The organism is Larkinella sp. (assembly GCF_965227735.1).
GTDB lineage: Bacteria > Bacteroidota > Bacteroidia > Cytophagales > Spirosomataceae > Larkinella.
This window is the reverse complement of sequence record NZ_OZ245776.1, coordinates 2,939,253-2,957,768: the sequence shown is the minus strand read 5'-3', so window position 1 is coordinate 2,957,768 and position 18,516 is coordinate 2,939,253. Positions and strand designations below refer to the sequence as shown.

The window sequence follows — 18,516 nt, the reverse complement described above, 5'->3', positions numbered from 1 at the left end:
CTAAAAAGGTAACTAAGCTTTTCTTTTGAAGGCAATGCGGGAGATAATGAACTTATTTGCCGGGAAGCGAATTAAAAATATAGTACCTTGCCTGCCAGAAAGCCGCTTCCCTGCCAGATCCCAGATCTTCTCCCATCGAAAAAGCCTCCGGATAGACGGGAAAGCCGTATACTGGCTGATAGAACTCATTTTCCACTAAAACAACCACCACATTATGGGTAGAACTCAAGAGACGTTTAATAAAAAGGAAAAAGAAAAGAACCGGCAAAAGAAGAATAAGGAAAAGGCGGAAAAGAAGGAAGAGCGGAAAGCCAATTCGGATAAAGGAAAAGGTCTGGACGAAATGATGGCGTATGTCGATGAAAACGGTAATATCTCGTCGTCGCCCCCGGATCTTCGGAAGAAGAAAACTATCAATACGGAAGATATACAGATTGGGGTTTCCAGACAAGAGCCGGGTGTCCCGCAGGAAGTTATCAGAAAAGGTACGGTCACGTTTTTTAACGAGTCGAAAGGCTACGGTTTTATCAAGGATCAGGAAACGCAGGATAGCGTTTTTGTGCACATCAGCGGTTTGGTCGACGCGGTGAAAGACGGCGACAAGGTAACGTTTGAAGTGGAAATGACCGCCAAAGGTCCCAACGCCCGTGATGTGAAGAAGGCCGTTTGAGCCGGTTTGAGAGCAGCACGTTGAAAATCTTCGATTAGCAGAAACCCGGCCTGAGTGTCGGGTTTTGTTTTTTGGTGGGTTTTCATCACGGGGTTGGTGCGGTGCCGATGCCGGTGTCGTGTCGATGTCATGCCGGTGCCATGCCATGGCCATAGCATAGGGCGATGCCCTATGCTAGTAATGATGCCCTTTCAGGGCGCGATGCAGCGAAAATTCCACCTCCCGCCCTGAAAGGGCATCATCACTAGCACGGGGCAACGCCCTGTGGCATCATCCGCACCATCGCCCCGAACATGGCATCATCCCGAATACGCCATCGCCCCGAACATGGCATCATGCGAACACACCATCATCCCGAACATGGGATCATCCGAACACGCCATCGCCCCGAACATGGCATCATCCGAACACGCCATCGCCCCGAACATGGGATCATCCGAACACGCCATCGCCCCGACATGGGATCATCCCGAACACGCCATCGCCCCGAACATGGCATCATCCGAACACGCCATCGCCCCGAACATGGGATCATTCCGAACACGCCATCGCCCCGAACATGGAACCGTCGCGAACATGGAATTAGAATAGGTTTGTAGCAGGTGATGAACAATCACCCTGAACCCAAATCGGGTTCAGGGCATTACTTTTTGCAGGGGTTATCGTCTAATGATTTAATCGGGCAAACCATTAAATCAGGTACACCATGCCACAATCTTTAACCAAGGTCTATGTCCACTTGGTCTTCAGCACCAAATACCGTGCGCCAATCATCGGCGATGAAGTGAAAGACGAATTGTATGCTTATCTGGGCGGTGTTTGCAAACAATGGGAATGTAATCCCGTAAAAATTGGCGGTTACTACGACCATGTGCATATTCTGTGCGTTCTGTCGAAGAAGATCGCCCTCATGAAATTGCTGGAAGAAGTGAAGAAAAGCTCGTCCAAATGGATGAAAACAAAAGGTCACACCTATCGGAATTTTTATTGGCAGGACGGGTATGGCGCGTTCTCGGTGAATCCGTCGCAGGTCGATGCCGTGGTGCGGTACATTAGCAATCAATACCAGCACCACGGCAGCATCACGTTTCAGGATGAATGCCGGGGAATTTTTCAGAAATACGGCATGGCCTATGACGAGCGGTATGTGTGGGATTGATTACGCGCCTTTCTCCGCCAGTGCTTTCACTGTGTCCAGGGCGGTTGGCCAGGTCTTCAGAAAGTAAACTTTGTCCTGCTCCGTAACGTCCAGGTCCACCGTTAGTTCGGTTTGTTCACCGACGGTTTTGAGCGTATAATTTTCGTGGGCACCCGCCCATGATCTGGTGGCTTCACTGTCGTAGTCTTCAACCCCGTTTTTGATAACGCCCAGGTGTTTGAACGACATCAATTCGTTGGGTCGGTTGGCGGCAATCGAAGAAATCATTCCCTCGTGTTCTCCACCCAGGAACAACACTTTACTCCCTTCTTTCCAATCCGTTTCCACGCGTGAGCCCTCACTGAAAACCGCCGTCCAAACTGGATAGGTCGCATCGTTCCAGAGAATATTCCACACAGTTTCCCGCGGAGCCTCGATTAAAATGGTATATTCCAGCTTTTCCATGGTGTTGAATAGGGGTTTGGTATGGAACAAAGGTGACGGTTTTTTTTCGGAATCAGGAGGGGCGAAAACGACAAGTTGAGGGGTTGATTCCGACCCGTTGGCCGACTGGAAATTAAAAAGAGAGAATCGGAACAAACAAATCGGTTCGGGCCATCCGGGGATTGTGGATGGGCTAAAAAAGTACCCATTAGAACCGTTTTTCTTACTGTACAAGGGCTTTGGAAGGTTCTTTTTACAAAGTAGTTTTCGGGTGTTTCAAAGTTTTTTGCGTGCTTTGCTCTGTAGAAAACACTTCTGTTTAAAGCGTAACCTGCCCACCGATTTATGAACGCCCCCCATCCCGCCATCGAAGCCTTGCTGCAACCCTTCAAACCTGTCATTGGTGCAGATTATGACCGATACCGCAACCACGTCTACCGGGTTTTTCTGAATTGCCTTTTGCTGGATCGCGACCCAACCAACGAAGAAAAATACGCCCTAGCCGTCGTCTTTCACGACATCGGCATCTGGACCAATCACACCATTGATTATTTAGACCCTTCCGTGGCACAGGCCCGGCACTACCTGACCGAAACCGGCAAACCAGAGTGGATCGAAGAAATTACGTTGATGATTTACTGGCACCACAAAATCAGTCCATATCGCGGTAACTTCGAGAAAACCGTCGAAAACTTCCGGAAAGCGGATTGGATCGATGTGTCGCTGGGCCTGTTGACGTTTGGGTCCGACCCGCACCAGATTCGGAAAAACCGGGAGCGATTGCCCAATCGGGGGTTTCACTGGTTTCTCACCAAAAAAATAGCGAAGAATTTCTTCGGACATCCGCTGAATCCGCTGCCCATGTTTACGAAATAAGCAGTCCCATCGGCAGCAATGACCGGTTTTAAGCCGTAGTAATCCCAAATTCTCGCAAAGCGCGGGGGAAGTTTTTTCCTTCGTGACCCGAACGACAGAGCTTGATCAGCGCAAACCGCTGGAGCACATCCAGCCGAATCCACTGCCGGAGGGTCAGGGGCGCACAGTTGAATTCCAGGGCTTTTTCCTGCACTTCGTCGGGAACCTCGCCCAGACTATCCCAGGTCGCTTCCAACGGCGGCAGTTCGCTGACGGTTTTCTGGCAACGCTCGGCCACCCGATGAATCAGATACTGGCGGTATTGCTCGATTTCTGATTCGGTATAACACGGACGGATCGCCAGTTCGCGTTTTTCATCGACCCGCAGTTTTACCCATTCCGGTAGCTTCAGCTTGATGCTGCACGTGTCGAGTTTGTAGCGGACAATCATCGGAATGCAACGAAACGTGTCGACAAAGTCGTTCTCAAAAGCAAAATACACGATTTCAACAGCCTGTGGTTTCATCGGAAAGTGGGAGTTGGGTTGGTTAATTCGAGCTGAACTTCCTGTAACTCGGTTTTGGGAGCATCGCAGGTAGAACAGGTGTAGTCACTGGGTAACTGGCTGAATGACACGCCCGCCGGAATGCCGCGCCGTTCGTCACCGTACTGCGGATCATACACCGTAAAGCAATGCGGACACTGGTACAACAGATGGGCCGGAGCGGGAGCCGGTTCGGAATTTTCCGGTTCCAGACGGACAGCTTTGCCCGTTTCGAGCGAACGGCGGTTGCTGAATTTCCGGCACAAGCGGTCGATCTGGTACGGCAAAAACGGTTTTAACAACCCTTTCTCGAACCGGATATATGTCCGGCTGTTCGGGTTAAAATTCTCGGTGTAATACAGATCATACACGCTGAAAAGCGCCAGGTGACCGATCCGGAGCAGGGGGCGTTTGCGCACCAGCACGGAGCCGAAGACTTCGGATTTTGGGCGGGTTTGTACGCCAAAACACAACCCAAACGTCCGCATGTCGTAGGTTGAAAAATACCGGATGACGTAGTTTTTCAGTTGCAGACCGTCGTCGCTGTGGTCTTCCGTTTGCCACGCCAGTTCGTTGGCGGCATGGCGCACGTTGATGTTGTGTTTGGCCAGCACATACGACCACGCTCTCCGGTCTTTCTCTTCGATTCCTTTGATAATTAACGATTTCCAGGGCGTTACGCAGATTTCGCCGATGCGGGTTTTGAGGCACAGGGCACAAAGATCCAGCAGAAAATCGATGGAAAACTGCTCATCCCGGCGGTACAATCCGAGCCATGACCGCTCACCGTAGCGGTTGAACCCTTCGTAATAGGGTAGTGAAAACTCCGGCAGTTCAACCTCCTGCGTCGCCGGTTGGGTAATGAAGCTCGCCTGACTCGTGACGGTTTTATGCAGTGTTTCGGCATCCCGGTAGTCCGGTTCGCCGTCCAGCAGAGCCGTTTCAACGGCTTTGGCCAGGCGACCCAGATCGTTGGTATAGACGAGTTCCGGCCAGCGAAAAACCGTGTTACTCTGCTTCGGGCGAATGTACAGATACCAGAAATGGGGCTCGGGCGAAGCAATAAAATTGAGATTTCCCGTAAAAAAGGGCGTAAAACTCTGGTTGGAATCTGACAGGTTTATTTTTAAACGGGGCTGCTCATCAAACTGATCCAGCACCGTATGATATTCACCTTCCCGCAGCCACGCGCCCGTCCGAAATACGTCTTCCCCACAGTAGGAACTGATGATATTGGGGTACTGATCCGTATTGATTTCGTAGGGAATCGGGTGTTTTTTCAGTTCTTTTTCCAACGCACGCAGGTCTTCGTAATGCACCGTCATGAGCAATTGCTGCCGGGCACCAAAACGAACGTTCCGAACGTTGGCACTCCGGGCCAGCGACAACAGATTTTGCAACGTCCCGGGCGAACTGATCCCGGCGGGAAGGTTGACTTTGAGGGTGTAATAATCTCTCATTTTAATGATGAATGATTAGTGATTGAGTGAGTTAATGATTGAGCGATTGAGTGAAAATGTCGCGTGAGCCACTCAATCACTCAATCACTAATTCACTCATTTTTTCCAGTATACTTCGCACTTCCGGGCGACACGAACCGCAGCCGGTTCCGGCGCCGGTTTTCTGGCACAACTGCTGGAAGTCGGTGCAACCCGCCTGAATGGCGCGCTCCAGATTGCCCTGACCGACGCTGTTGCAGGAACACACCAGTTTGCCCTCCATCGGATCGACGGCTTTGCTGGCCCGCAACAGTTGCAGGCGTTTTTCCGACAGTTCCGTTCCCTTGGCAATCAGGTCGCGGAACTCCGCAAATTCGTTCTTGTCTCCAATCAGAATGGCGCCCACGAGCTTGTCGCCCTGAACGATGCATTTTTTATAATACCGTTTCGACTTGTCGATGAAAACGATTTCTTCGTAACTGGAATCATTCGGAGGAGTTTCGGCCATTCCGATGCTGCATAAATGCAGTCCTTCCATTTTCAGGATACTGATCGAAACACTGCCCCGATACGGTTTGGAAACGTCCCCGGCGATAAAACCGGCGGCAATTTCGGCCTGCTGCTCGGCGGCCAGCGTGATGCCCCACATCTGACCGTTCCACTGCGCCAGTTCGCCCGCGGCAAAAATGTCCGGGTCCGACGTTTGCAGGTAATCATTCACCACCACGCCCCGGTTGCAGTCGAGTCCGGCTTCCCGCGCCAGTTCGCTATTCGGCTCCGTACCGATGGCGATCACTACGACCTGGCACGGTATTTTATGACCCGATTTTAACTGAATGCCTTCCACTTTGGTGGTTCCGGCAAACGTCTGGACTTCCTCGTTGAAAAATACATCGATGCCCCGTTCTTTCAGTTCCAGATACAGCAGCTCACTCGCCAGCGGGTCAATCTGGCGTTCCATAAACCGCCCCGCCCGCTGAATCACCGTCACCCGCACGTTGATCTGACGCAGCGAAGCCGCCAGTTCCAGGCCCAACAAACCGCCCCCCACAATTACGGTGTGCGGTTCGGCTCCGTCTTCCGGTTGCTTCAGGAAAGGCAGCAGCGAATCGGCATCGAGCCGCGACCGCATGTTGAAAATGCCCGGTAAGGACGGAACGCCCCGGGGCATAAACGCCCGGCTTCCCGTGCCGAGCAGCAGTTTGTCGTAGGTGTGTTCCACGCCGTTGCTGTCGATCAGCACTTTGGCTTTCCGGTCGATGTGGATGATGCTAACGCCCTTGTGAACAATGATGTTAGCATCTTCGAACTGGTCTTCGCGCAACTTGACGAGTTGCTCCCACGACTGCGCCCCGCTGATGTAATCGGGTAGCAGGACCCGGTTGTAGAACGGATAAATTTCTTTGGAAAAGACGTGAATCTCATCGTCCGTATTTAAAGTTCGGTAGGCATTGATAAAGCCCAACCCCGCCGAGCCAGCCCCAATGATGACGATTTTTTCAACCGGTTTGCAGTAGGGAGCAACCTCGACCGCCGAAAACTTGAAATCGGGTTCTTTCGAACGGGGATCGATGAGGGCATTCGTCAGGTTGTTGGCGCGGTTCAGGTTGCTTTTGCTCGGACCGCCGACCGGCATTTTGCCCCAGTGCATCGGTAAAAAACACAAACCGGGCCGCACATCCTCGGTGAGCTGGGCTTTGACGCGCACCTCACCCCGCCGACCCCGCACTTCGACCAACTGACCGTCCTGAATGCCCCGCGCTTTGGCATCGTCAGGGTGGATTTGCAGAAATGGTTGCGGACTGTGCTGATTGAGTTTGGCCACCCGACCGGTTTTGGTCATCGTATGCCACTGATCGCGAATGCGCCCCGTGGTCAGCACCAGCGGAAAATCCTCATCCGTGGGTTCCGATGCGTTTTCGTCAGGAACCGCATGAATCTGCGCCCGACCATTGGCGGTATAAAACCGGTGATCGGTAAAGAGCCGTTTGGTGCCGGGGGTCGGTTTAGGGTTTACAGTTTCCGGTATACGGTTTTCGGTATACGGTTTTCCGCCTTCGTTATTTGTTATTCGAAATTCAATATTCGATATTCCTTCTCCTTTTTTCCTTTGTTCCGCCGAAAACGGCCACTGAATCGTCCGGTATTTTTTCAGCAACTCATAATTCACGCCCGTCACATCGACGTTCGTTCCGGCCGTAAGTTGGGTGTATTCGTCATAGACTTCCGAGCAATTCGCATAATTAAACGACTCGCCAAAGCCCATTTTCTGCGCAAACCGCCAGAGAATTTCCGAATCCGGCAGGGCTTCGCCGGGGGCGTCGATGACTTTGGGGAGGTACGCAATCCGCCGTTCGGCATTGGTCATCGTGCCGTCTTTTTCGAGCCAGGCGGCAGCGGGCAGCACGACATCGGCAAAACCAACGGTATCCGCGCGGTTCGAAACATCCTGCACGACCACAAACCGGGCTTTTTTCAACGCCAGTTCAGCCGCATTCACATCCGGCATACTCACCAGCGGATTCGTATTGATGATCCAGATGGCTTTCAACCGGTCATCCGCCAGCGCTTCGAACATTTCCGTAGCCGTCAGACCGGGTTTGGGCGCAATGTTGACCGGACTTTTCCAGAATGCTTCCACCTCGGCGCGGTGGGCTGCGTTCAGCACGTCGCGGTGGGCGGGGAGGCTGTTGGCCAGACCACCGGTTTCGCGGCCCCCCATCGCGTTGGGTTGTCCTGTCAGCGAAAAAGGCCCGTTACCCGGTTTGCCAATCCGACCCGTAATCAGGTGTAAATTGATGAGCGACAGGTTTTTGTTCACGCCAATCACCGACTGGTTCAGACCCATTGTCCAGAGCGACAGAAAGCCTTTCGAGCGGCCAATCCAGTCGGCCGCCTGCCGAATGCCTTCGGGCGAAATCCCGCACAGGTCGGCGGCTTCCTCAATCGTGCGCTGCATCACCTGATCGCGGTAGGCGGCAAATCCGTCGGCGTGATTGGTGATAAAGTCAATGTCGATGTCTCCATTCTCGATCAGCACCCGGCCCATCGCGTTGTTCAGCACAATGTCGGTGCCGGGGCGAAGGGGCAAATGCAGATCCGACGATCGGGCGGTATCGGTTTTTCGGGGATCGACGCAGATGATTTTGACGTGCGGATTGGCCGCTTTGTGTGCTTCGATCCGTCGCCAGAGAATGGGGTGACACCAGGCCGGATTGGCCCCCTGCACCAGAAACACGTCGGCTTCCTCGATGTCGTCGTAGCAAACCGGTACGGAATCTTCCCCGAGTGACAGTTTGTAGCCCACCACCGCCGAACTCATGCACAGGCGGGAATTGGTATCGATGTTGTTGGAGCCAATAAAGCCTTTGATCAGCTTGTTGACCAGGTAATATTCTTCCGTCAGACATTGGCCTGACACATAAAACGCCACCGAATCCGGCCCGTATTTTTGAATGAAGGTCTTAAAAACCGCAGCGGTCCGTTCCAGCGCGGCATCCCAGCCCACCCGTTGCAGCGGCATCGACCGGTTGAGCCGCATCTGCGGATACAGCAACCGATCCGACTGATCCATTACTGTATAGTGCAGATTCATCCCTTTCGAACACAGCATGCCGCGGTTGGAAGGATGGTTTTTATCCCCTTCAACCGTCAGCCGTCCGTTCTGCTCCTGTTTGACCACGATTCCACAGCCAACACCACAGTAGCAACAGGTAGTTTGATGAGACATGGTTTTTTTAGTTTTCGCCCCTAAATCCCGAACGTCGGCCCGGCCTAAAGGGGACTTGGATACCACTTAATCCGGATTTTGAAAGTCCCCTTTAGGCCGGGCCGACGTTCGGGATTTAGGGGCATTTTAAAGACAAACAGATTTATCAGATGTAAGTCCTAGAGTTAAGACGGTGACGCCCGTGAGGTTAGAATGCGCCAACCAAACTCTTAATTCTTCACTCAAGCGGTTTGCAATTCAGTTTCGGCGGTTTTTACGACGGCGGTTTTGCCGAAGTTGACCAGGAACAGCAGGAGTCCGGTCGCTGCGACAATGCCACCAATGTAGAGAAAGGCCTGTCCGTAGCTGATGGATTGCGATTTAAACAGGAAGCCCATCAGCATACCGCCAATGTTCCCACCGGCACCGACCACCCCCGAAATAACCCCGACGGCTTTTGGATTGACGAACGGCACGATGGCATACGTGCTGCCATTGGCCATTTTCAGAAACAGCGCGAAGCTAATCATCGAAATAATGGCCATCGACAGGCTGCCTGATTGGGCGAAAAGCGCAATGCCGACGCCTTCCATCAGCAGCAAACCGGCTAGTAACAGCCCTTTACCGCGCATACCGTATTGATTTCCCACTTTGTCGGCGACGATTCCGCCGAGGGCGCGGGCAAAAATGTTCATGAACCCGAACAGCATGGCCCAGAAACCGGCTTCGGTTTCTTTCATGTCGAAATTGTCGAAAAAGTAGAGCGACGCCACACCGTCGAAGGTGATTTCCATCCCGAAGCAGCAGGCATACGCCAGCGATAAAGCCCAGACGCGGATGTCGGCGCAGGCTTTCCAGAAGCTTATTTTCTCGCCTTTAACGGTTGTGCGTTGAATCTCGTCGTAGTTGCCGTTCGGTGTGTCTTTCGTGTAGCGGAAATAAACAAACGCCATGATGAGCATCAGGACGCCCGGGAAAATCATCGCCAGCCGCCAGGCTTCGGGCTTGGTGTAGCCAAAACCGATAATCGTCGCCATAATCACCGGCATGGCGAGTTGCGTGATGCCTCCACCCAGGTTCCCCCAACCCCCGGCCACGGCATTGGCCGTTCCCTTGATTTTGGGAGCAAACATGACCGACGTGTGAAACTGCGTGATGACAAACGACGCACCGATGACGCCAATTGCCAGACGGAAGAGCAGGAACGTGGTGTAGTCGTGGGCCAGTCCGACGAACATGACCGGAAACGCGCCCAGCACGAGTAAAGCCGTGTAGGTTTTACGCGGTCCCCAGGTGTCGCACAACTTACCGACAACCAGCCGGGCGAAGATGGTGGCCGACACGGCGGCAATGATCGTGTTACCCACTTCGGGCTTGGTCAGTCCCAGGTCGGCGCGGATGGCGGGCATCAGCGGTGCCAGACCGAACCAGCCGAAAAAGCAGACAAAAAACGTCATCCAGGTGATGTGAAAAGTCTTCATCTGAATGCCTGAGAAACTGAAGATAGGAAGCGATTCCAGCGGCTTATTTGCGTGTGCGTTCATGGCTTTTTTCGGTTTATGATTAGAGAAAAGTGGGGCGGATGTTGATCATCAAATACGCCCAGGTTCCCAGTTTATCTTTCTGATTCATGGTGTTTTGCTTCGTATATTCCAGCGAATTCGTGCCGCGCATCAAGGCGTATCCGGCTTCCAGGCTCGTGAATTTGTTCAGGCTGTAGGTGGCCGTAAAGTCGAACTCCATGCCCAGTTTCGAATCGAGTTTTGCGCCGGATGCCGCATCGGGCATTTTGTTAAACGTGGTTGCCGCCAGGGCGAAATAATGCACATCGAGGCCCGTCGTCAGGCGTTTTCCGGCATATTTGAACTTCAGAAAGGCATCTTTCAAACCGCCCACGGGTGCGCCCGTGCCCACGTAGAAATAATCCATGTAGCCCCAGTGTTTGTGCGGGGTGCCATAGAGCGGATCGAAACGACCGGTTTCACCCGGTTTTACCGTCGCGGCATTGGTGCCGGAAAGAACTTCATACCCGGGGCTGATACTCAGCAAGCCTTTCTGGAACGTGACGTTGGCACCGTAGTGATAGGCGTTCCGGATGCGCAAACCGTCGCGGTCTTTGCCACTTTGCAAATACCCGAAAGCCTGCCACAGCATCTGACCGGTTTTTACGGCCGAAACCGTGACCTGTCCTGTCAACATCGCTCCGTAGGTCAGCCGGGAATGAACGCCCGGAACATCATAACGCCGACCATATACGTAGCCGGTTGAAGCGCTGCCCAGCGAGTCGATCCGGTATTTCGAGAAATCGTCCTTGAAGAGTAAAGCCGAGAATTTGGTCCCGTTAAATTTTCGCGTCAGATACGCCATTTGAAACGCCTTGAACTGCTGATTCTGGCCGTTGGTACTGACCGCGTTGGCCACCACCGGCGCCCCGCCTTTGCCGACGGTGGGCAAAAAACCGCCCGGAATCGCCAGCGAAACGTTTTTGTTGGAAAGTGCCGACGCTGGTGCATTGGCGGGTGTGTAATAGGTGCCGGTGTTTCCAAACGCATCGGAATTCTGGTTAAAGCCGACGCCCAGATCCAGCGCCCAGCCGTGGTGTTGAGCTTTCAGAAGGGCGGCATCAAACCGTCGGGCCTGCTGGAGCCAGTCGAGATTGCCCAGCAAGCGGACATCGTCGTACACCAGTTCCTGACGTCCGATTTTCAGGGATAACCTGTCGATGGGCTTGAATTTCAACGTGCTATCGGCGGCATTGATGAGCGTCAGATCAGCCCAGGCTTCGTGGATCATCAGCCGGTTTCCGTCGGTGCTGTTGATACTGGAAGCATCCTGGCCCCACACCCGCACGTCCTGCACGGAAACGTTAAAAAGAACGCGATCCCATTTATAACCGAACGTCAACCGGGTGCGTTGCGACGTAAAAGCGGCCGCCCGGCTGTTTTTGGGTGCCAGATTGCCGACACCGTCGCGCAGTTCCGTACGGGTACGAAGCTGGCCGGTCAGCGAAACCTGCGCCCGGAGTTGAACTTGGAAGATAGTCAGCAGAAGGCATAGAAGCCTTAACCGCATGAAGTAGAGTTTCATGGCATACGTGGGTTGAAAGAAAAGAAGCGGCCGGTGCAAAAAGTAAGCAGGATACCCGAAGCGGGTAAGAGAAAGGCAACCCTCTGAAAGGACAGGTCTTACGGGCGACGACGCGATTTGTCCGGTCGTCCGGACCCGGTAAGGCAAAATGAAGCGATTTGCTTTACGTCGGTTTTTTCATTTTCTTTGAACCGTTTGTGTTTTACATAGACAAACCCGTTTTGGCCGATCCAAAGGTGCCCCCACACCGGATCGGCTTTTTTTACGGTTGATAGTTTTCAGTATTCGGTTTACGGTGGCTGACGCATGCTTGTTCTGGCGTTAGCCAACTTGCGTCAGCCACCGTAAACCGAATACTGAAAACTATCAACCGAAATGCTGCGCAGGCATTCGGCCAGATAGGCCGGATGCAGGGCAACCACTTCGCCGATCACCAGCACAGCCGGCGCCCCCACGCCATGCTCTGCTACGAGATGAGGCATTTTCCACACCTGACCCACCACACTCTGTTCGTTGATGCGGGTTCCGTTCTGAATAACCGCCATCGGGACATGGCCCCGACCGGCCTGGCAGTAGAGTGCGCAAATCTCCGCCAGTTTATTCACGCCCATTAACACCACCACCGTCGCTTTTGACTGAACCGCCAGCCGCAGATCGTCGGACAGTTCGCCGTGGCGCGTGGTGCCGGTGATGACCCAGAAACTTTCACTGACCCCGCGGGAGGTAACCGGAATGCCCTGCGAAGCCGGAACCGCGATGCAACTGGAAACACCGGGAACAACATCGCACGGAATACCGTACTGCCGGACGTGCTCGTATTCCTCGTATCCGCGTCCGAATACGTAAGAATCACCGCCTTTCAGCCGAACCACGTGGCCGTGTTCCTGCGCCATCCGCACAATCAACCCGTTGATTTCCTCCTGCGTAAAAGATGCCTTCCCCGCCCGTTTCCCCACGTAGGTTTTCAGCGCATGTTCGGGTGCAAAATCCAGTAAGGAGTCATTGGCCAGATCGTCGTACAGCACAACGTCGGCTTTCTGAAGCGCCCTGATCCCTTTCAAGGTGATCAATTCGCCGTCGCCGGGACCCGCCCCCACGAGTGTAAGCTTTGGCTTCATCGCTTTGGTGTTTAGTAGTGGTGAATAGTTAAAATGTACTATTGTTAGTATTTGATAACTATCAAATTATTGGTTCAAAATTAAAGACATAATTTTGAAAAACAAGTAGATTCGATAAAAATAAGATTAAAATTTGACCTTAACAGAATAAAAATATAGGAAATTGGGAAAAATCAGTTTAATTTTGAATCGTAGTATTTCAGGAGTGATTGGGGAATTTTACTGAAATAGTACAAAAAATAAACGGGTTTGTTTTATAACTATAGTTACTAATAACTATGAATGCAAACAAAATGAGGCATGTCGTCGTCGTAGGCAATGGCATGGTGGGCTACAAATTCTGTGAGAAATTAGTAGCTAAACAAAAAAACGGGGCGCAGTTTACCCTGACGGTTTTTGGGGAAGAACCGCGGGCAGCCTACGATCGCGTCCATCTGAGTGCCTATTTCGATGGAAAAACGGCCGAAGACCTCACGATGGCACCCGTATCGTGGTATGCCGAAAACGGCATCCAACTGTATTTGACCGACCCGGTGGTGGACATTGACCGGGAGCGGAAGGAAGTCCGTTCGCACCACGGTTTGGTAGTGCCCTATGACTATCTGGTACTAGCCACCGGCTCCGGCGCGTTTGTGCCACCCGTGGCTGGTGTCGAGAAAGACGGGGTGTTTGTCTACCGCACCATCGAAGATCTGGACCTCATTCAATCGTATGCGCGCAGAGCTAGAAAGGGGGCGGTGATGGGGGGCGGTTTGCTGGGTCTGGAAGCCGCCAAAGCCCTGCTTGATCTGGGTCTGGAAACCGCCCACGTGATTGAGTTTGCGCCCCGCCTGATGCCCCGGCAAATTGACGATGCCGGTTCCGGTATTCTGCAACGCCAGCTGGAAGCCCTGGGCCTGAACATCCACCTGTCTAAAAGTACGCAGGAAATTACGGGCGAAGACACCATCAAAGGCATCCGGTTTGCGGATGGCAGCGCGCTGGATGTCGACATGCTGATTATTTCCGCCGGGATTCGTCCGCGCGACGAACTGGCGAAAGCAACCGGTTTGGATACGCACCCGCGCGGGGGCATTGTGGTCGATAATTTCCTGCAAACCTCCGATCCGGCGGTTTTTGCCATTGGCGAATGCGCCGTCGTTCACCACATGATCTACGGCCTGGTGGCTCCGGGCTATGAAATGGCCGAGGTCGTGGCCGCCCGGTTGATGGGCGAGGAGAAGGAATTCAAACCGTACGACATGTCGACCAAACTCAAACTGATCGGCACCGATGTTGCCAGTTTTGGTGATCCGTTTATGTCGGAACCCCACTGCCGCACGATTTCGTACGAAAACAAAGCCAAAGGCGTTTACAAACGCATTAATATTTCGGCAGATGGTAAGACCTTACTCGGCGGTATTTTGGTGGGCGATGCCGATCAGTATAACATGCTGCTGCAAACCTGCAAGAATAAAACCATTCTGCCACCCGATCCCGAAGACCTGATCCTGGGTTCGCGCGGGGGTGAAGAAGCGGGCGCTGGTGTCATGGGCTTGCCCGACGACGCGCTGATCTGTTCCTGCGAAGCCATCACCAAGGCGATGCTCTGCCACGAAATTGGCGAAAATGGCCATACGACCATCGATTCCCTCAAGAAAGCCACCAAGGCATGTACGGGTTGTGGCGGTTGTACGCCGTTGGTGAAGGACATTATTCAGGGTGTACAGAAACAGCAGGGACTCTACGTCCGGAATGTGCTCTGCGAACACATCGACTACACCCGCCAGGAACTGCTGGATCTGGTGAAAATGAACAGCCTGAAAACGTTCGATGAGGTGCTGGACACGTTCGGAAAAGGAGACGGCTGCGAGGTTTGCAAACCGGCGGTGGCGTCGATTCTGGCGAGTTTGTGGAACGAAAATATTCTCGAAAAAGGGCGCGCGACCATTCAGGATTCCAACGACCGGTTTTTGGCGAACATCCAGAAAGGCGGCACCTATTCGGTCGTGCCGCGCATTCCGGGGGGTGAAATCACGCCCGACAAACTGATCGTGATTGGTCAGGTGGCAAAAAAATACGGGTTGTATACCAAAATAACCGGTGGACAGCGCATCGACCTCTTCGGCGCCCACGTCGGCGATCTGCCCGTGATCTGGGAAGAACTCATCAACGCCGGGTTTGAAAGCGGCCACGCCTACGGGAAATCCCTGCGGACGGTGAAAAGCTGCGTCGGCAGCACCTGGTGCCGGTTTGGCGTGCAGGATTCGGTGTCGTTTGCCATCGAAGTGGAAGACCGCTACAAGGGCGTTCGGTCTCCGCACAAAATCAAGTCGGGCGTGTCGGGTTGCATCCGCGAATGTGCCGAAGCCCAAAGTAAGGATTTTGGCATTATCGCCACCGAAAAAGGCTGGAATCTGTATGTAGGCGGCAATGGCGGCTCCAAACCGCAGCACGCGCAGTTGCTGGCTTCGGACGTCGACAAGGAAACCTGCATTCGCTACATCGACCGGTTTCTGATGTTTTACATCAAAACCGCCGACCCGCTGACGCGCACCGCCACCTGGATGAACAAAATGGAGGGTGGCATGACCTACCTGAAAGCCGTGGTCGTGGACGACGTGCTGGGCATTGCCGATGATCTGGAGCGCGAGATGCAGTTGCTGGTCGATACGTTCAAATGCGAATGGAAAGAAGTGGTCGACAACCCCGAACTCCGCAAGCGGTTTACCCACTTCGTCAACGTTCCCGAACAAAAAGACCCAACGGTAGAATTTGAATCCCTGCGGGAGATGAAACGGGCGAAGGAGTGGAAGTAATACCCGGTGGATTTATCAGCCCACGGTTTTAACCGTGGGAACAGGCGAGGTTTTAGGCCGATTATAAACCGTTTTAACGGTTTGGCCAACTCCCAAAACCGTTAAAACGGTTCCCGGAATATGGGATACGGATTGGCATACCCACGGTTAAAACCGTGGGCTATGAAAAAAATATGGTCGTTTCTTTTTTCCAAAGGCAAAAAATCATGGAAACACTAATCACTGAAAAAGAAGAGCTTACGTGGTATCTGGCCTGCCGGGTCGAGGATGTTCCCGCCGATGGTGGGGCCTGTGTCCTGATCAATGGTCACCAGATCGCCATTTACAATTTTGCGCGCCGGGGCGAATGGTACGCGACGGACAACGAATGCCCGCACCGCCAGCAGATGGCCCTTTCGCGGGGCATGATCGGCAGTCAGGGCGACGAGCCGAAAGTGGCCTGTCCGTTTCATAAAAAGACCTTTTCGCTCCAGACGGGGCAGTGCCTGAACGACGATGGCTACCAGATTATGACCTTTCCGGTGAAAGTGACCGACGGAATGGTGTATATTGGGGTAGAATAAAGACCGAATGAATCAACTCGATGAGCAGGTAGCCCGCCGTTTAACCCGGTTTTACGTCCTGGCGTTAACGTGTATTGCCGTGTTATCGCTGAGCGGGCTGCTGTTTATCCGCCAGACGCTGAGCGACCACTACGACGACAGCCGGGTGGTGAACGTGGCGGGTCGGCAACGCATGTTGAGCCAGCGACTGACGAAACTGGCACTGCTCCGGACCACAGGAACGCCTACGGCCGACACGACGTCGTTTTCCGCGCTGTTGCACACCTGGAGCCAGAGCCACATTCAGTTGCGGAATGGTGATTTGCGGATGGAAAAGGCGTATGTAGTGCGGAAAAGCCGCCAGCTCGACCAAATGTTTGCGGAAATCGAGCCGGTTTTTCAATCTATGTACAAAAGTCTGGTGCGGATCGATGTTGCTTCTGCAAGGCCGGAGCAGAAGAAAACCGCCCTGAAGACGATCCTGCGCGACGAGCCTATGTTTCTGAATCAGATGAATGCCATCGTGTTTCAGTTTGATAAAGAAAGCTTCGAGCGGGTTCGCTCGCTCGAACAAATAGAGTGGGTGCTGACGGTGGCGACCCTGCTGACGCTGCTGATTGAAGGGTTACTGATTTTCAGACCCGTGGTGACGCATACCAAAAATGTAATTCGGAAGCTGACGGAGTCGGACAATGCATTACGGGAGGTGAATGGGAACCTGGCTATTGCCAATAGAAATCTGGAAGATGCAAACCGTCAGTTGGTCATCACCCAGCGGGAACTCCTGTGGGCGACCGAAGAAAAATACCGCTTGCAGATTGCCGAGGAAACCGTGCGGTCGGCGGGTTTGCTGGAAGGGCAGGAGGAAGAACGGCGCCGGTTTGCGCGCGAACTCCACGACGGCATCGGGCAAATGCTTACCGGCCTGAAACTGCACGCGGAAAAGCTGAAGGTCATTCCTTTTCCGGAACCCAAGCACCGGCAGCGGTTCGAGGAATTGTGCGAACTGATTTATGACGTTATTCAGACAACCCGCCAGACCTCGCACAACCTGATGCCGTCGGTGCTGGGCGACTTCGGCCTGGGGGCTACCTTGCAATTATTAGCGGAGCAAACCGTCCGATCATCCGGGATTGAGGTTATCTTTGAAGGAGATCGTGATGAACGCAGACTACCGCCATCGGTGGAAATTGGCCTGTACCGGATTGCGCAGGAAGCCCTGAACAACGCCATCAAGCACGCGCAGGCGCAAAAAATCCGGATTAGCTGGCAGCGGGAGCCTAAAATTGTATTGACGGTGGAAGACAACGGAAAAGGATTTTCTGTGAAATCGACTCCGAAATACGAAAAAGGAATTCAGCCCGTCAATGGCATGGAAAACATGCGCACCCGGGCCCGGTTGATGAACGGCGACCTGACGATCACGTCGAAATTGAAAAAAGGAACGAAAGTTACCGTCACTTTACCAGACACTACGAACGGATGATGCCGATACGAATTCTTGTTGCCGACGACCATTCTGTGGTACGAAAAGGGGTTCGGACCTTGCTGGAAGACGAAGCTGATATTGAGGTGGTTGGCGAAGCCCCCGACGGCGACGAAGCCATCGATCTGATTCCGGTGGTGAAGCCGGATGTGTTGTTTCTGGACATCACCATGCCCCGCATGTCGGGGATCGAAGCCCTACAGATTATTACCCAGCAGTATCCCAAAATCCGGATTCTGATGTTCAGTATGCACAACAACAAGGATTATATCCTGAAATCGGTGCAGTACGGTGCCGCCGGTTATTTACAGAAAGACACCGATCGCGAAGAAATTCTGCGGGCGGTTCGGGCCGTGGTCGACGGCGAGTTGTATTATCCGCCGAGCGCTTCGACGGTAATTATCCGGCATTGGGTGGTGCCAGAAACAGCTCCCCGAAAAGAAGATGCCAGCTATAGTTCCAAAAGCCGCTCGTCCATCTGGAACAAGGTTAGCTCACGGGAAGCCCAGATCCTGACCTGTTTGACGGAAGGGATGAACAGCCAGGAAATCGCTAAAAAATTCGACATCAGCACGAATACCGTGGCCAACCAGCGCGCCAGCATTCTGAAAAAAGTGGGCGTCAAAAATACCGTCGATCTCATCCGGCTGGCCCTGGAAGAAAAATCCGGTCGGACGAAAAACTAA

15 protein-coding genes are annotated in these 18,516 nt (G+C 53.2%); 7 read left to right on the top strand and 8 right to left on the bottom strand.

The window, feature by feature from the left end; translation table 11 throughout:
- The first annotated feature begins 214 nt into the window (after window positions 1–214).
- Complete coding sequence (locus ACO064_RS11345) at window positions 215–670, top strand: cold-shock protein (protein ID WP_114406920.1); 456 nt, start codon at window positions 215–217, stop codon at window positions 668–670.
- A gap of 299 nt (window positions 671–969) precedes the next feature.
- Here the strand turns inward: ACO064_RS11345 and ACO064_RS11340 are convergent, their stop codons facing one another.
- A complete protein-coding gene (locus tag ACO064_RS11340) occupies window positions 970–1,119 on the bottom strand; it encodes a hypothetical protein (protein ID WP_421827479.1) in 150 nt (49 codons plus the stop codon).
- A gap of 257 nt (window positions 1,120–1,376) precedes the next feature.
- Here ACO064_RS11340 and tnpA point away from each other — a divergent pair, with 257 nt between their 5' ends.
- Complete coding sequence (tnpA, locus tag ACO064_RS11335; protein ID WP_421827478.1) at window positions 1,377–1,829, top strand: IS200/IS605 family transposase; 453 nt, start codon at window positions 1,377–1,379, stop codon at window positions 1,827–1,829.
- On the opposite strand, the gene ACO064_RS11330 is transcribed toward tnpA, so the two are convergent.
- Window positions 1,830–2,273, bottom strand: a complete 444-nt coding sequence (locus tag ACO064_RS11330) for an SRPBCC domain-containing protein (protein ID WP_421827477.1) — start codon at window positions 2,271–2,273, stop codon at window positions 1,830–1,832. It lies immediately after the preceding gene.
- 324 nt (window positions 2,274–2,597) lie between these two features.
- Here ACO064_RS11330 and ACO064_RS11325 point away from each other — a divergent pair, with 324 nt between their 5' ends.
- Window positions 2,598–3,128, top strand: coding sequence for a hypothetical protein (locus ACO064_RS11325; protein ID WP_421827476.1), 531 nt, complete (start codon window positions 2,598–2,600; stop codon window positions 3,126–3,128).
- Between the two features lie 28 nt (window positions 3,129–3,156).
- Here the strand turns inward: ACO064_RS11325 and ACO064_RS11320 are convergent, their stop codons facing one another.
- From ACO064_RS11320 to cobA, 6 genes are all read right to left on the bottom strand, one after another.
- Window positions 3,157–3,633: a nitrate reductase associated protein gene (locus ACO064_RS11320; protein WP_421827475.1), complete on the bottom strand. Its 477-nt coding sequence runs from the start codon at window positions 3,631–3,633 to the stop codon at window positions 3,157–3,159.
- A complete protein-coding gene (locus ACO064_RS11315; protein ID WP_421827474.1) occupies window positions 3,630–5,111 on the bottom strand; it encodes a rubredoxin in 1,482 nt (493 codons plus the stop codon). The genes ACO064_RS11320 and ACO064_RS11315 overlap by 4 nt, the downstream gene beginning before the upstream one ends.
- A 76-nt stretch (window positions 5,112–5,187) precedes the next feature.
- Window positions 5,188–8,820, bottom strand: coding sequence for a molybdopterin-dependent oxidoreductase (locus ACO064_RS11310; RefSeq protein ID WP_421827473.1), 3,633 nt, complete (start codon window positions 8,818–8,820; stop codon window positions 5,188–5,190).
- Between the two features lie 221 nt (window positions 8,821–9,041).
- Window positions 9,042–10,343: a NarK family nitrate/nitrite MFS transporter gene (locus ACO064_RS11305; RefSeq protein WP_421827472.1), complete on the bottom strand. Its 1,302-nt coding sequence runs from the start codon at window positions 10,341–10,343 to the stop codon at window positions 9,042–9,044.
- 19 nt (window positions 10,344–10,362) lie between these two features.
- Window positions 10,363–11,871, bottom strand: coding sequence for an alginate export family protein (locus tag ACO064_RS11300; RefSeq protein ID WP_421831013.1), 1,509 nt, complete (start codon window positions 11,869–11,871; stop codon window positions 10,363–10,365).
- Between the two features lie 350 nt (window positions 11,872–12,221).
- On the bottom strand, window positions 12,222–13,004 hold the full coding sequence (gene cobA / locus ACO064_RS11295) for a uroporphyrinogen-III C-methyltransferase (protein WP_421827471.1): 783 nt from the start codon (window positions 13,002–13,004) through the stop codon (window positions 12,222–12,224).
- A gap of 293 nt (window positions 13,005–13,297) precedes the next feature.
- Between cobA and nirB the strand changes: the two genes are divergently transcribed.
- The 4 genes from nirB (at window position 13,298) to ACO064_RS11275 (ending at window position 18,516) form a co-directional block, all read left to right on the top strand.
- A complete protein-coding gene (gene nirB, locus ACO064_RS11290) occupies window positions 13,298–15,802 on the top strand; it encodes a nitrite reductase large subunit NirB (protein WP_421827470.1) in 2,505 nt (834 codons plus the stop codon).
- Window positions 15,803–16,008: 206 nt separating this feature from the next.
- A complete protein-coding gene (nirD, locus tag ACO064_RS11285) occupies window positions 16,009–16,365 on the top strand; it encodes a nitrite reductase small subunit NirD (RefSeq protein ID WP_421827469.1) in 357 nt (118 codons plus the stop codon).
- Window positions 16,366–16,372: 7 nt separating this feature from the next.
- Window positions 16,373–17,830, top strand: coding sequence for an ATP-binding protein (locus ACO064_RS11280; RefSeq protein ID WP_421827468.1), 1,458 nt, complete (start codon window positions 16,373–16,375; stop codon window positions 17,828–17,830).
- On the top strand, window positions 17,830–18,516 hold the full coding sequence (locus ACO064_RS11275; RefSeq protein WP_421831012.1) for a response regulator transcription factor: 687 nt from the start codon (window positions 17,830–17,832) through the stop codon (window positions 18,514–18,516). The genes ACO064_RS11280 and ACO064_RS11275 overlap by 1 nt, the downstream gene beginning before the upstream one ends.

Bases quoted from the DNA above. Each gene is read 5' to 3' on its own strand.
- nirD (WP_421827469.1), top strand. From the start codon at position 16,009: ATGGAAACACTAATCACTGAAAAAGAAGAGCTTACGTGGTATCTGGCC.
- ACO064_RS11310 (WP_421827473.1), bottom strand. From the start codon at position 8,820: ATGTCTCATCAAACTACCTGTTGCTACTGTGGTGTTGGCTGTGGAATC.
- tnpA (WP_421827478.1), top strand. From the start codon at position 1,377: ATGCCACAATCTTTAACCAAGGTCTATGTCCACTTGGTCTTCAGCACC.
- ACO064_RS11345 (WP_114406920.1), top strand. From the start codon at position 215: ATGGGTAGAACTCAAGAGACGTTTAATAAAAAGGAAAAAGAAAAGAAC.
- ACO064_RS11325 (WP_421827476.1), top strand. From the start codon at position 2,598: ATGAACGCCCCCCATCCCGCCATCGAAGCCTTGCTGCAACCCTTCAAA.
- nirB (WP_421827470.1), top strand. From the start codon at position 13,298: ATGAGGCATGTCGTCGTCGTAGGCAATGGCATGGTGGGCTACAAATTC.
- ACO064_RS11320 (WP_421827475.1), bottom strand. From the start codon at position 3,633: ATGAAACCACAGGCTGTTGAAATCGTGTATTTTGCTTTTGAGAACGAC.
- cobA (WP_421827471.1), bottom strand. From the start codon at position 13,004: ATGAAGCCAAAGCTTACACTCGTGGGGGCGGGTCCCGGCGACGGCGAA.
- ACO064_RS11300 (WP_421831013.1), bottom strand. From the start codon at position 11,871: ATGCGGTTAAGGCTTCTATGCCTTCTGCTGACTATCTTCCAAGTTCAA.
- ACO064_RS11315 (WP_421827474.1), bottom strand. From the start codon at position 5,111: ATGAGAGATTATTACACCCTCAAAGTCAACCTTCCCGCCGGGATCAGT.
- ACO064_RS11275 (WP_421831012.1), top strand. From the start codon at position 17,830: ATGCCGATACGAATTCTTGTTGCCGACGACCATTCTGTGGTACGAAAA.
- ACO064_RS11280 (WP_421827468.1), top strand. From the start codon at position 16,373: ATGAATCAACTCGATGAGCAGGTAGCCCGCCGTTTAACCCGGTTTTAC.
- ACO064_RS11330 (WP_421827477.1), bottom strand. From the start codon at position 2,273: ATGGAAAAGCTGGAATATACCATTTTAATCGAGGCTCCGCGGGAAACT.
- ACO064_RS11305 (WP_421827472.1), bottom strand. From the start codon at position 10,343: ATGAACGCACACGCAAATAAGCCGCTGGAATCGCTTCCTATCTTCAGT.
- ACO064_RS11340 (WP_421827479.1), bottom strand. From the start codon at position 1,119: ATGGCGTGTTCGGATGATCCCATGTTCGGGGCGATGGCGTGTTCGGAT.